This window comes from Lacrimispora brassicae (assembly GCF_054772055.1).
The window spans coordinates 315,150-329,343 of sequence record NZ_BRYH01000006.1; the positions used below are offsets into that span (position 1 = coordinate 315,150).

Genomic DNA, 14,194 nt, shown 5'->3' on the forward strand with positions numbered 1-14,194 from the left:
TTGGAAAGGCAGATATGATAAAACGGTTAAAAGAAACGGTTTTTAAATTTATTGGGGACAGGAAGATCGCATCTAAAATCCGGATTTGCATGTTCAGTATCGACATCATGCTTACTATTTTTATATGCATTTTTGCCAGAGGATATTTTAACAAGCTCTATTATGAAGAGGTGGAAATGCAGATGCAGGACACCATGAATGTGATCTCGGAGTCCTTAAAAAACATGTATGATACCCTGCTTACCAATGTAAACAGCTTTGCTTCCACCCCTGCCATACAAAGGGTGGTTGTGAGCGGCCGGGATGAGAGCAACTATTTAAATCAGGAAGGGGTCCAGGTCCAGCTCATCAACCTTTTGAGCAGCAACAGCATCATTGAATCGGTGTTTATGGTCAACCGGGATGGGACCTGCCATACGGTATACGCTTACGGGGTGAGACCGGAGAAAAACCTTTCTGATTTCCTGGCTGATTATGGAACCATTGATGAGATCACCTGGCTTCCTAACTGCCAGAGCCCTTTTTTGCAGCAGCAGGACGTGATCCCCATTGTGATTCCCTTATCAACCCTGATCCCCGGTGATAATGTGGTGATCACCACAAAGGGAGAAGAAGTGGCCACCAGACTGGTGGTCTTATTAAATCTGCAGAAATTTCAAAGCAGGCTGTCCTTATCCAATGCCAATTATTTTGAACGCTCTTATTTTGTGGTGGATTCCAAGGGGAGTAACATCAGCCTTAAAAATCCCCAGTCCATGAGTATGGTGTTAGAAAGCCGGGATTTTATCCAGGGAGTAAAGGAAAATAATAAGGATACCCAGATCCGCCAGATTGCGGATTTGACGGATAATGTGGTTTATTCCCAGATGCTTGCGTTTTCGGACCTTCAGCTGATCAGCGTTCTTTCGAAAGAATCTTTAAACAGGAAGATCGCTGCCATGAATCAATTTATCGTCTTAATGGGCGGCGCCGGTCTGATATTTTCTGTGGTATTTTCCGCTCTTTTGTCTAAGTTTATTACCTCGCCTCTGGAGCGGCTTATGGAGAGCATCCGGCAGATCAAGGAGAATCAATACGACGAGCCATATGAAACAAAATACGATGATGAAATCGGACAACTGAATGCAGCGGTCAATTCCATGCACAGTACCATTCAGTCCCAAATCAGCCAGATCAAGGAAGATGAGCATGAGAAATACCAACTGGAGATACAGCTTCTGGCAGAACAGATTAATCCTCATCTGCTCTACAATACGCTGGAAGGCATCAACCTTGAAGTGCTGAACAACCACACTCTGGTGGCGTCATCCATGATCAATAACCTTGGGACCTTTATGCGGATCGGTTTGAATTATGGGGATGAGCTTATCATGGTCAGGAATGAAATCGCCCATGTGGAAGCTTACATCAATATCATGAACCACAGGACCAATAAGTCCATTTCCTTCCAGTCCTATGTGGAAGAGGAGCTTAGAGAGTACCGGATTCTCAAATTGATTTTACAGCCCCTGGTGGAAAACTCCATCAAGCATGGCTTTCGGGATGAGAAGTGGGGGGAGGCGGTGTGCATTCCTTCCATTGATGTTCGTTTTTACCGGAAAGAGGACTGGATCTACATTGAAGTCACCGATAATGGCTGCGGCATTGATATAGATAAAGCCCGTGACACCATTTACCGGAATGAACCGGCGGGCGGCCATCATATCGGGCTTCATAATGTTTATACAAGATTGAAAATCTATTACGGAGAAGTGGAGATGGATTTTCAGACCATTCCATATTACAGGAATAGTGTAGTGATCCGCATTCCCGGAAAATAAGAAGCATAAGTGAGGTATCCCCAATGCCGTTTAAAGGCCTGGAGGATGCCTCCTTTTATTTTCATTTGGCTTACTGCAGCGGTACAATGTTTAAAAGTGTTACATTAAACATGAAAAATGTCATGTCATAATAAAACTGAAATGGTTAAAATAATAGCATCAAGGCAAATACGTTATGATAAGTTTGGAAAGGAGAAAGTTATGAAAAAAAGAGCTTTAAGTTTTATGATGGCAGGAGTCCTGGCTGCTGCTGCACTTACGGGCTGTTCCGGTGGAGGAGGTACGGCCGGCACAACTGCAGCGCAGAATCAGGCAGAAGGGGAGGGCACAAAAGCCGCTTCAGCAGGGGAAACCGTGATTAAGGTCTGGACCAATGACCGTCATGACTCTGAGTACGTGGATCAGAAGATCAGCGAATTCAATGAGACCAATGACAAGGGCATCAAGATCGAGATGACTGTGGTAACAGACGATTACGCAAATATGCTTTCCATGGCATATTCTTCCGGCACGGCACCTGATATTGCAGGGATCAGTGCAGGCCAGAGCGGCTTTGATTTAAAGACCTTTGCAGATGCAAAAATCCTGGAGCCGTTAAATGATAGAATTACAGATGCTGATTATGAGAAGGTGACTGAGGCCAGCAAGCTTCAGTATGAAGGTATCGACATGATCGATGGCAATGTATACTGGATCCCTACAGGCATGAGAAGCGGTGTAAGAATGGAGTACAACAAGGCTTTGGTGGAAGCGGCAGGCGTTACCGAATTCCCGGATACCTTAGATGGTGTCATTGATCTGGCTAAGAAGGTAACAGAAAACGGCGGTGGGAAAAACTACGGCGTTGCCTTTACCTCAAGCGTTCCCTTCATCAGATGGATTGAAGGAACTTCTGAGACAAGCGGTATCTACCGTTATGATTATAAGAATGGTGAATTCAATTTTGACGGCTACAAACCGGTGATCGAAAAGAGCAACCAGTTCTTTAAGGATAACAGCGTTCTTCCGGGATCCGTATCCCAGGGCGTAGACGCCATGAGAGCACAGTTTGCAGAGGGCGCATTTGCTCTCTGGGGCAATGCATCTCAGGAAGCAGGCGTGTTTACCGACCAGTTCCCGGTTACTAAATTTGATTGGGGAGTATCCACCGTTCCGACTCTTGACGGAGAAGTAAAGGGCGCTTTAACCATTCAGCCTCAGAAGGGGTACATGATGCTTTCTTCTTCCAAGAATAAAGACGCTGCATGGGAAGTCATTAAGTTCTTTTCCAGCGAAGATTTCTTAAAGGGCTACCTAGAGGGCGGCTATTGCCTTCCGATCTCCGGCTATATGAGCGATGCCATCGATTCCTCTAAGACCGGCAGACTGGCGGATTTCAAATTACAGGATTACGAAAGCGTATATCCGGCAGTACCGGCCGTTGCTATCCAGGGTGATGATTATATAGCAACTCTCTGGAATGCGATCTTAGGCAATGTCAGCGCTGATGATGCGATCAAAGATTTAAACAAGAGATACAACGAGGCGCTTGACAATGATGTAAGCATGGGCAAGATTAAGAGACTTATCATCAAGGACTTTGACCCGATGCATCCAAATGCAGGAACCATTGAGTACTTAGACAAATAAGTGCAGAGAGCAGAGGGGCTGTTTTTAGACAAACTAAAAGCAGCCCCTGTTTTAAAGAAAGGTGATACGGCTCATGAAAGAAAAATTAAGCTTTGCGGAACGATTGAAACGGGCAGGCAGCAGAGGAGATTTTGCTTCCATTTTGATGCTGCTTCCGGCAGTGTTTTTGCTGGTGGTGATATCCATCTATCCTTTCTGCTGGCTTTTCCGATATATTTTCTATGATTACAACGGATTTACAGCTTATTATATAGGATTTAAAAACTTTACCAGAATGTTTCAGGATGTGGTTTTCTGGCGCAGCGTCCTTCATACCTTTGAATATGCTGTGATGAAGTTAATCATCATCCTACCCTTATCCCTGCTTCTTGCTGTTTTGCTGAACCAGAAGATCAAGGGAAGCGGAATCTTCCGGGGCATCTATTTCATGCCTACGGTCATAAGTTCCGCTGTTTACAGCCTGATATTCGGTTTTATTTTCGCAGTTTACAACGGCGTATTAAATGCTTATCTTCAGAAGCTTGGAATGATCCATTCCCCCATTGACTGGCTGGGAAGTGTGTCCATCGTTATGATTTCCATTATCATTGTGGCAGTATGGGGCGGCTTCGGAAACTATATGATTCTGTTTATGTCCGGCCTTTCCAGTATTTCAGAAGAAATATACGAAAGCTGCAAGATGGACGGGGCAAATGGGGTACAGTCCTTCTTTTATATCACACTGCCCATGCTGAGCCCTGTTTTAAAGGTGATTTTAATGCTGGCCATTACTACGGCACTGAAGGATTATGAATCCATCCTGGTACTTACCAATGGAGGGCCAAACAGCAGGTCAGAGGTAATGTTCACCTATATTTATAAGCTGATATTTGGTTCGCAGACGACGCCCCAGATCGGTTATGCAACCGTACTCAGCATTATGGCGGCTCTTATTATCGGCGTGATCACAGCCGTTTACATGTACCTTGCTAGAAAACTGGATGATGTGGTTTAAGGAGGCAGATATGGAAAAAACACATACCGTATATTCAAAAAAGACAAAAGCAATGCGAAGCCTTCTGTTCCTGCTTCTCCTGGTTATTTCGCTGATCACCCTTTACCCGGTCATCTATATTATACTGGGATCTTTTAAGGCGAATAATGAGCTGCTTTTGGGAGGCACCGACATTCTGCCTAAAACATTTATCTTTGACAACTACAAGCAGGCCTGGGAAAAGGCCAATTTCGCGGTCTATACTGTGAACAGCCTTATGATAAGCCTTGGTGTCATGGGATTGTCTATCCTGACAACGACCATGGCCGGATACGTGTTCGCAAGGAAAAAATTCAAAGGAAAAGAATTATTGTACAGCATTTTTGTGGCTTTTATGTTTGTCAACGTGGGCAGCGTCAGCTTAAGACCGCTGTTTGAACTTGCTGTAAAGGTGAAGATGAATACCTCTCTTCTAAGCATTATTCTGATTTCCACTGGCATGGGACAGGCAACCTACATTTTCCTGGTACGTGGATTTATGAATACCATTTCCAGGGAGCTTGATGAGGCGGCTAAATTAGATGGCTGTACTTTTTTCCAGATTTATTATAAAATAATATTACCACTTTTAAAACCGGTCATTGCGACCATTGGACTTCTTTCGTTCCGTACCGGCTGGAATGAATACATCATGCCGCTGGTGTTCACCATGTCCAACGACAAGCTCCGTCCTCTGACTGTCGGCGTTGTCATGTTAAAGAACAGCGGAGACGGAACGGCTGCATGGAACCTGATGTTTGCAGGCTCTACAATTTCAATCATACCGATCATAGTCATTTATATGTGCACCAGCCGCTACTTCATGAGCGGGTTGACCGCTGGCGCGGTAAAGGGATAAGAAGATGGAAAAATTACATTTAAACAGATCGGGCTTTCTTACCAATTACCTGGTATCCGGCCCAAGGGAAACGGATTTTATCAATCATGAAACCGATGACAACCAGCTGCGCTATGAGAAATATTTAAGATCATTGGTGGCAGACAAAAGCCTGGCCCTTCCGGAAGGGCCTGTGGCTTTGGGAGAAACCAGCCGTCTTGGTATGCCATGGAGATACTATTACCACTATGGAAACTGGTTTGTAGATGAGAGCACCTTTTATTCCACCCTTCAGAAAGTGGAGCTGGATGCGGTTACCGGAATCCTGGTTGAGAGGGATTTGACGGTAAAAGCCGTTGTATGGTCTTATGCCGCAGTGGATGTCTGGTGCAACGGGGAACTTATGTGCCACATGGACCCGCCGGTATACAAGCCCATCCGGAAAGAGACCATGGAGCTTCGGTTAAAGAAAGGCATCAACCAGATCTACATCAGCCTTCAGACTCTTGGCGTCCGGGATACCAGAACCTTATTCGGAATCCAGATCCTTGATCATACGGCGGATATTACCGTAGTTCTTCCGGATGGGGAAAAGACCGATGAACTGGTCCGTACTGAAAACTGGCTTAGTTCCCTCTGCATACGGGATTCTGTAATGACCTATGAAGGAAATGCTCCTCAAGGCACCTGGCTGGCCTATGACAGCCAGAGTCCTGATTTTGCTCAGGTTAAGAGCCGGAAAGAGTGGCAGGAGATCAGCAGCAGGGATAAAGTGGTCTTAGATGAAGAAAAGCCTGGAGTGATTTTAGTAAGCGTTAAGAAGGAACATGCCGTTCTCACAAGAAAGGTGGAGAACATTCTGGCGCAGAAGCCGGTGTATTCAGATGGAAAGAACTTTGAGGAAAACAGGGAGGCCATTTTCCGCAGGATTGGGAACGCGGAAAGCTTATCCAGAGGAGACAAGTTTGGCTTTTCCATTTCCAACATCCTTGCAAGGAAAGCCCTTGGCATGGAAGATGGAAGAGATATTGACCTGCTTTATGAGACCCTTGACCAGATCGAAAGCCGGTATGACTGCTCGGATTTCCTGGTGTGCGGCCTGATCCGGTATTTGAAAAATTATCCGGTGGATGAAAGCATGGCAAAACGGGGAAAGGAGGTACTTCTTAACTGGAGGTACTGGATGGACCAGAAAGGCTCCGATGCCATGTGCTTTTGGAGCGAGAATCATTCCCTGATGTTCTATACCTGTGCCATGAATGCAGGGGAAATGTATCCGGATGATTACTTCCCTCGCGCGGATATGACCGGAAGTGAACTTTCGAAAGCAGGCAGGGCCAAGGTGGAGCGCTGGCTGGAAGACGTGGAAGAACACGGCTTTGAAGAATTCTTAAGCACAGTTTATATGTGCGTTACCTTTGCCGCTCTGTTAAACGTCATTGATTATTCGGAACCGGAGATCTCTGCACGCGCTGTAAAAATTACGGACCGTCTTTTAGAAATGCTCTGCCGTCACACCTACGATGGGGTCATTATCGCTCCCATGGGACGTGTATACCGGGAAGTAGTCCATCCCTTTGAACAGGGGGCCCAGGCGCTGATGAATTTAATCAATCCAAAAGTTCCTTATTCCTTTGGAGAGGGCTGGCTGGGCTTTTATGCCAGCAGCAGATACCGGCTGCCGGCCGGTTTGATAAAGCTTATGGAAGAACCGGCAGATGAAAGCTATTCTACGGGAAATGCCCTGATCTGTCTGAAAAAGACTCCGGAATACTGTATGACCTCAGTTCAGTCCCCTAGACTGGATCCGGGATTTGAGCGGTGGATGAATTTAACTCTGGACCCGGATGCAGATCCTTCCACCTGTGAATACACTAAGTCCCTCAATGAAAGATTCCACGGAACCACCTGCTTTGAACCGGGAGTATACGGTTACCAGCAGCACATGTGGTATGCTGCGCTTGATAAGGAGACGGATCTGTTCACCAACCATCCGGGAGGTACTTGTGACTCCAGTTCCATGAGGCCGGGCTTCTGGTATGGTAATGGAGTGATGCCGGCTCTGGCTCAGAAAGGGAATCTTCTGGGAGCGGTTTACCACATACCCAAGGAGCATCCCATACATTTTACCCACGCCTATTTCCCGGCTCCAAAATTCCAGGAGGTCTTGATCCGGGATCATTGGCTTTTGGGCAGGCAGAAGAATGGATTTGCCGCTCTTTGGTGCAGCGGCGTGATGGAACCTGTCGATGACCAGCTTTTTGATTGTGAATACAGGACCTATGGAGATAATACGGCATACTTCTGCGTATGCGGCAGCAGCCATGAATTTAAATCCCTGGATGAGTTTGCGGTTTATGCGGATAGCTTGCGGCCGGAGTTTCATGAAAAGGACCGTACACTGACAGCAGGCGGGTTAATAGTGAGGTTTATGGAAAATCATGATAAGACACAATATATTTAGTGAAGATATTCAAAAGGCGGTTGCTTCTGCATCCGCAGTTTTCCGCAGTTATCCCTTTTTTATGAGCAATTACATATGGTGCAAGGAGCTTTTGCTGAAGAGGAAGGATCCGGAACACGCCGCAGAGGCGGTAGAACTGGGGATCCGGCATGCGAAGATGCTGGATTTGGATGCTTATTTGCTTCCGGTCGTTTATATAGACTGGATGCTGCCGGAGGCTTTTGAAGAATATAAAAATCAGGGGATCCCGGAATTGGTGTTTCTGGAGTCCATGAAGGATATTGAAATCTGGATCAAGGTTTACCGGAGATACCATGGGGACAAGGTGGGCCTTGATCAGATTGAGTGGGTATTCCGGTCTATTTCCGGAAAGGTGCGGCGGTTTGGCAGCCTGCAGTTTGAGGAGGTGACTTATGAATTTCCCTTCCTGATTTTTAAAAACAGGCAGACCGGCGAATATAAGGCTTTGGCATGTCCTGGCCTTAAGGTAGATCAGGATGGTTATTTTTCGGGAACCAATGGCAGAAATTATAACAGGGAGTCCGAAACTTCTGTAAGCGTTCTGAATGAAACGGTGACTGGTTTTTCGCCGGATCTTAAGCAGGGAGTGCTTAAGATGGAGAAAGCAGTAACGCTTGATTTGTCTGACTGGGAGCTTAAACTGGCTCCGGGAGAAAAGACGGCAGCAGTTCACATTCCGGAAGGGGCAGACCTTTCTCCCGATAAAATTGATTCTGCTTTGGAAACGGCAAAAGAATATTATACAGGTAGCCTTCTGGTCTGCGACAGCTGGCTTCTGGATCCACATCTGGAGTTCATCCTGCCGGAGAAAAGCCGGATCATAAGCTTTATGGAGCGTTTTTACAAAATGCCCTTAAAGGCGGAACGTCCCCAGATTTTGGAACGGGTCCTGGGGTTTAATTGTTCCATGGAAAAACTGGAAAATTACCCATGCAGCACCTCGCTGCAGATTTCGTTAAAAAAATATCTTCTGAAAGGGAAGGAGATGTTTACTACGGCAGGTTTCCTGCCGTGGAAATAAAACCATAAGGAGGAGGGTATCATGAAAGGATATTATGCAGGATTGGATATCGGTGGAACTAACGGGAGACTTAAAATCTGCGATCCTCATGGTGCCGTACTTGGAGAATTTACGGCACCGGGCTGCAGCCTTAATACAGATGGAGTGGAGAAAAGCCGGCTTCGATACCGGGATCTGGTGCTCCCGGCTTTTCATGAACTGAACCTGGCTCCTGGCTCCTGTCTGGGTATCTGTGTGGCGGCAAGCGGGATCGATTCTCCGTCGGATGAACATGACTGCAGGTCCAGCTTTGAAGAAATGGGGTTTCCTCATGAAAGGCTTTTGGTGCTCAATGACTGCGAGGTATTTCTCCACATGACGGAGGATCCGGCTCTGGTGGTCATATCAGGGACAGGTTCCGTATGCTTTGGGAGAGATAAAAAGGGAAACATACACCGGACAGGCGGCTGGAACCACATCATCAGCGATGAGGGAAGTGGGTTTGATATGGGCTTAAAAGTCTTAAAAGCAGTGGGAGATGAGCTGTCCGGACGAATCAAATGCCCTGTTCTCACGCCTCTTATTACAGAGAAAACAGGGCTTGATTCGCTGGAAAAAATAGATGATTTTATTAATGAAAACCTGATGGAAAAGTCTGAGATCGCCAGATTATCCCTGTTTGCATATGAGGCGGCGGCTCTGGGAGACCTTAAAGCCATTGGCATTCACCAGGAATGTGGGGAGGCTTTGTGGGGGCTCATTAGGGATACTGCGGTCAAGATGGAAGGAATGAGTGGGGCGGACAGGCTAAACCTCTGGCTCTGGGGCAGCGTTCTGGTTAAAAATAACATGATCCGGAATATGGTGGAAGAGAAAGTCCGGGAAGAGCTGCCGGGCACTGAGGTGGGGATACCGGCAATGAGTGCTCTGGATACGGCGCTTAAGGCCGCCATTTTCCAAATGATGTTTTAGCTGTTGAGTGCGGAGCAACGCACATTGCTTTTTTTCTAAGATGGTGTATTGAAAATGATTTTTTAAGTAAAACAGTATTTGATGATTATGCAGAAGAAGTCAAAAATGTTAAAATAGGAAATTTGAATTGCAGAGATTTCTTCATGCAAATGATGGATGGTGTTTTTACTTCTGAAGAACTTAACACCAAAGGTCAAAAATTTGCAAATGCATACTATAAATCTAACAAAACAAAGTTTGCTAAACAATTTGGATGGTATTTATCTGATTATGATGAACTTACATTCAACTATATAAAAGAGCCGTACACAAGGGATAACTGGTACTTTTTCTTTGAAAATTCGGAAGAAAACTATCTTTTAGTAAAAGCCGTTATTGATGAACGTTACAGAGAATTTCTTTCGTAGAAATTAAGCATAATGCGCAAGTGCTTAACCTTTACATTGGCAGGAGTTATACCATTAGTATTCAGCACATACATGTGAAAAGGTATGTGCTATTTTTATTGGAAATGCTATGTTTGGACAATCTTGTGCCAGAAGACCATGTTGTTGGAAAGCTAGAAAAAGCTATTGATTTAAGTTTCATATATGAACTTGTAATTGACCTTTATTCTCCATACGGCAAAGAAAGTATAGACTCCAATTTAAAAATAGTGTTCTTTTTTGCATGAATTTTAAAAATGAATTGTAATGATTTCAATATTTAAGTATAATTGGGTTATTAGTATTTTAAAATTGAAAGGAAGATATAATATGTATAAAAAATATATGGATATGCTTCATGAATACAATGTGAATTTGTTAGATGATGAAGAAATTGCTGTTGCTACAACATTAAGTTCATTTAATACAGAAAATGACGTATTTTTAGGATCACACCCTGACGTTATTGTAACAAATAAAAGATTAATTATGATTCATGGAGTTTTTGTTGGAATAACTGATATTTCTAATATTGTTAGTTTTACTAAAGAACAAAAGAAAGTTTTGTTTCTTAAAGGTGCATTTTATTATTTAATTATATTAAACAAAAAATTAGAAGTTGTTTCTGTAGTTTCGGAATCGGAATTTAACGGACAAAATGGAAAAAAACTAGAACCAACCAAATATCGTTTTTATTTTAAGCTAAATGATAAAGAAACAGCAATAAAATTTGAAGAGATTATTAATAATATAACCCGTTAAATGTGAATAGTACCAATTCTCCATTGTCCTAATTCTGTTGAAATATCAATAATAAAGGAAATATAATAAATACGAATAATACTCATTGAGATGCTTTTTGCGGAAGTGATGCCATAATAAATTAAAATAATAGAATAATTTATATTAAATACCCACAGTATTTTTGTAAAATAAAATGTGGGTATTTTTTGAAGCTTACTATTCAATGTTAATTCATCAATATAATTTATATAATAAAATGTATTGTAATATTTAAAAATATTAAAGTAGCAAAATTTAGAAAAACAAAAGATGATAAAGAAATATTAATAATCAGAAAATAATAGTCCTCTTATAGATAGTTCAGCAAAAAAAGAATAAAAATTAAAACTGCTTATTAGTGGAGACAAATAGTCCACAGTTAAAGACTAACAAAAAATCCGGTTTTTTTCATTATATCAGAACAAAGCACAAAAATATGGCAATGTTTATTTATTCTCTTCATATACATTGCTACAAGATACAATTTGGCTTTGTCTATAGTCTGAAGAGGGCATGGTTTCCCTCTTTTAGTGAATTGAGAAAATGTCCAAAAAATATTTGTGCAAATTGCACCTTTTACTTGCAATTATATGACATTTTTAGTAAAATATCCTTATAGACTTAAATACCGAACAGGAGGAATGTTTATGAACGTGTATGGAACCAATCAGATCCGTAACGTCGCCTTACTTGGGCACGGGGGCGCCGGTAAAACCACCCTGGCAGAGGCTATGGCGTTGATTACCGGAGCCATCAGCAGAATGGGAAAAGTTACCGATGGCAATACCATCAGCGATTATGACAAAGAAGAGATCAAGAGACAGTTCTCCATCTCTACGACCCTGATTCCTTTGGAGTATCAAGGTGAGGATGGACCGATCAAGATCAACCTGCTTGATACTCCCGGATATTTTGATTTTGTTGGCGAAGTTGAAGAGGCCATCAGCGTTGCAGATGCAGCGGTTATTGTTGTGAATTGTAAGGCAGGTATTGAAGTTGGAACATTAAAGGCATGGGAACTTTGCGAAAAGTACAAGCTGCCCAGACTTTTCTTTGTGACAAATATGGATGACGATCATGCAAGTTTCCGTGAATTGTTATTAAAGCTTGATAAAGAATTCGGAAGAAAGATAGCTCCGTTCCACCTCCCCATTCGTGAAAACGAAAAGTTCGTGGGTTTTGTTAATGTTGTAAAGATGGCAGGCCGTCGTTTTACGGTCAACAGTGATTATGAAGAATGTGAGATTCCTGAATATAGCCAGAAGAACCTGGGAATTGCCCGTGAAGCTCTCATGGAGGCCGTGGCAGAAACCAGCGAGGAATATATGGAGCGCTATTTCTCCGGTGATGAATTTACCATTGATGAGATTTCTGCTGCTCTTCGGGAACATGTGATAAAAGGAAATATCGTTCCGGTCATGCTGGGATCCGGAATCAACGCCCAGGGCGCCAAGATGGTGCTTCAGGCCATAGATAAGTATTTTCCATCCCCCGATTACTTTGAGTGCATCGGCGTGGATGTTTCCACAGGGGAGCGCTTTACAGCCAAATACAGTGATCACGTGTCCCTGTCTGCCCGTGTATTTAAGACCATTGTAGATCCGTTTATCGGAAAATACTCCCTGCTTAAGATTTGTACCGGCACCTTAAAGCCTGATTCCGCTATTTTTAATGTGAATAAGGACACCGAGGAAAAGATCGGAAAGCTTTATGTGTTAAGAGGAAAGGAAGCTATTGAGGTTTCGGAATTAAAAGCAGGAGATATCGGAGCGGTGTCCAAACTGAACGTGACCCAGACCGGTGATACCATTGCCCTTCGTTCTGCACCTATCGTTTACCATAAGCCTGAGATATCCACTCCATATACCTATATGCGGTATAAGACCAAGACAAAGGGGGATGATGATAAGGTTTCAACCGCTCTTGCAAAGCTGACGGAAGAGGATTGGACCTTAAAGGTGGTCAATGACACGGAGAACCGTCAGTCTCTCCTTTATGCCATTGGGGACCAGCAGCTTGAGGTGGTCGTAAGCAAGCTTTTAAACCGTTACAAGGTTGATGTGGAGCTGAGTAAGCCTAAATTTGCTTTCCGTGAGACTATCCGTAAGAAAGTGGAAGTTCAGGGCAAGTATAAAAAGCAGTCCGGCGGACACGGACAGTACGGTGACGTTAAGATGACCTTTGAGCCTTCCGGAGACTTGGAAACTCCTTATGTATTTGCTGAAAGTGTATTTGGTGGGGCTGTGCCGAGAAACTATTTCCCGGCAGTTGAAAAGGGGATTGCCGAGTGCGTCTTAAAAGGACCTCTTGCCGCTTATCCGGTAGTGGGATTAAAGGCTGTACTGACCGACGGTTCTTACCATCCCGTTGACTCCTCTGAACTTGCCTTTAAGATGGCTGCAACCATGGCCTTTAAGAAGGGATTTATGGATGCAAATCCGGTTCTCCTTGAACCAATCGCTTCCCTTAAGGTTACGGTTCCGGATAAATTTACCGGAGATGTTATGGGAGATTTAAACCGCAGAAGAGGCCGTGTTCTTGGTATGAACTCCAACCACAATGGTAAACAGATCATCGAGGCGGATGTTCCTATGTCTGAACTGTTTGGCTATAATACGGACCTGCGTTCCATGACCGGAGGCATCGGAACCTTTGAATATGAATTCAGCCGCTATGAACTGGCTCCGGGAGATGTGCAGAAGAGAGAAGTAGAAGAGCGGGCTTCCAAGATTGACAGGATGGAAGTTTAAATAAGCCGTAGCTTAAATAATTGACAAAGAGCCATAAATCCATTGCAGCACCTGCTTGTAAGGCGCTGCAATGGGTTTTTTTGTATTTGGGGGGAATAATGAGCCGGCCTTAGAAGACTGCTGTCCATTTAAAACTAAGCTAAATTGAAAAAATAAGGGAAAAGAATAGATTTCCCAAAGATCGGCACAATAAGATGAATGTGGTTTAAGAGAAAACAGAACTAATATATTAGTATAAAATCCGACATTAATTCTGTGTGTTCGACATTGTTAATATATATAATTAATGAGATGTAAAGTATAATATTTTGTATAAATTAAACAAAAAAATAACAAAAATATTGGTATAATACCCGTATACAATCTAATATTTTAGTACTAATATATTAGTATAAACGGCGGTTTGCCGCCGCTTAAGGGGTGGCGGAAAGCTTAAAGGGCTTTCTGCAGGTTTCTGTAAACTTTATTTTTTAAAGGAGG

11 protein-coding genes are annotated in these 14,194 nt (G+C 43.4%); all 11 read left to right on the forward strand.

The features are described 5' to 3' along the window. Nucleotides 1-14: 14 nt before the first annotated feature. Entirely contained in the window at nucleotides 15-1,820 is a 1,806-nt protein-coding gene (locus ACYVD3_RS04550) for a sensor histidine kinase (RefSeq protein ID WP_460641318.1), read from the forward strand. 201 nt (nucleotides 1,821-2,021) lie between these two features. After that, nucleotides 2,022-3,449, forward strand: a complete 1,428-nt coding sequence (locus tag ACYVD3_RS04555; protein ID WP_460641319.1) for an ABC transporter substrate-binding protein — start codon at nucleotides 2,022-2,024, stop codon at nucleotides 3,447-3,449. Between the two features lie 73 nt (nucleotides 3,450-3,522). Further along, on the forward strand, nucleotides 3,523-4,443 hold the full coding sequence (locus ACYVD3_RS04560) for a carbohydrate ABC transporter permease (RefSeq protein WP_460641320.1): 921 nt from the start codon (nucleotides 3,523-3,525) through the stop codon (nucleotides 4,441-4,443). Between the two features lie 10 nt (nucleotides 4,444-4,453). Then, nucleotides 4,454-5,320 (forward strand): carbohydrate ABC transporter permease, encoded by an 867-nt coding sequence (locus ACYVD3_RS04565; protein WP_460641321.1) that lies wholly within the window; start codon nucleotides 4,454-4,456, stop codon nucleotides 5,318-5,320. 4 nt (nucleotides 5,321-5,324) lie between these two features. Further along, the gene (locus ACYVD3_RS04570; protein WP_460641322.1) at nucleotides 5,325-7,763 is read left to right on the forward strand and encodes a hypothetical protein; all 2,439 of its coding nucleotides are present in this window, start codon (nucleotides 5,325-5,327) and stop codon (nucleotides 7,761-7,763) included. Further along, entirely contained in the window at nucleotides 7,741-8,805 is a 1,065-nt protein-coding gene (locus ACYVD3_RS04575) for an acyltransferase domain-containing protein (protein WP_460641323.1), read from the forward strand. Before ACYVD3_RS04570 ends, ACYVD3_RS04575 begins: the two co-directional genes overlap by 23 nt. 21 nt (nucleotides 8,806-8,826) lie before the next feature. Continuing rightward, a complete protein-coding gene (locus ACYVD3_RS04580; protein WP_460641324.1) occupies nucleotides 8,827-9,756 on the forward strand; it encodes an N-acetylglucosamine kinase in 930 nt (309 codons plus the stop codon). 47 nt (nucleotides 9,757-9,803) lie between these two features. Next, a complete protein-coding gene (locus ACYVD3_RS04585; protein ID WP_460641380.1) occupies nucleotides 9,804-10,163 on the forward strand; it encodes a DUF7832 domain-containing protein in 360 nt (119 codons plus the stop codon). A gap of 113 nt (nucleotides 10,164-10,276) precedes the next feature. After that, a complete protein-coding gene (locus tag ACYVD3_RS04590; protein ID WP_460641325.1) occupies nucleotides 10,277-10,429 on the forward strand; it encodes a hypothetical protein in 153 nt (50 codons plus the stop codon). Nucleotides 10,430-10,511: 82 nt separating this feature from the next. Continuing rightward, nucleotides 10,512-10,943, forward strand: a complete 432-nt coding sequence (locus ACYVD3_RS04595) for a hypothetical protein (RefSeq protein WP_460641326.1) — start codon at nucleotides 10,512-10,514, stop codon at nucleotides 10,941-10,943. 668 nt (nucleotides 10,944-11,611) lie between these two features. Further along, the gene (locus ACYVD3_RS04600) at nucleotides 11,612-13,714 is read left to right on the forward strand and encodes an elongation factor G (protein WP_460641327.1); all 2,103 of its coding nucleotides are present in this window, start codon (nucleotides 11,612-11,614) and stop codon (nucleotides 13,712-13,714) included. The last annotated feature ends 480 nt before the right edge of the window (nucleotides 13,715-14,194 follow it).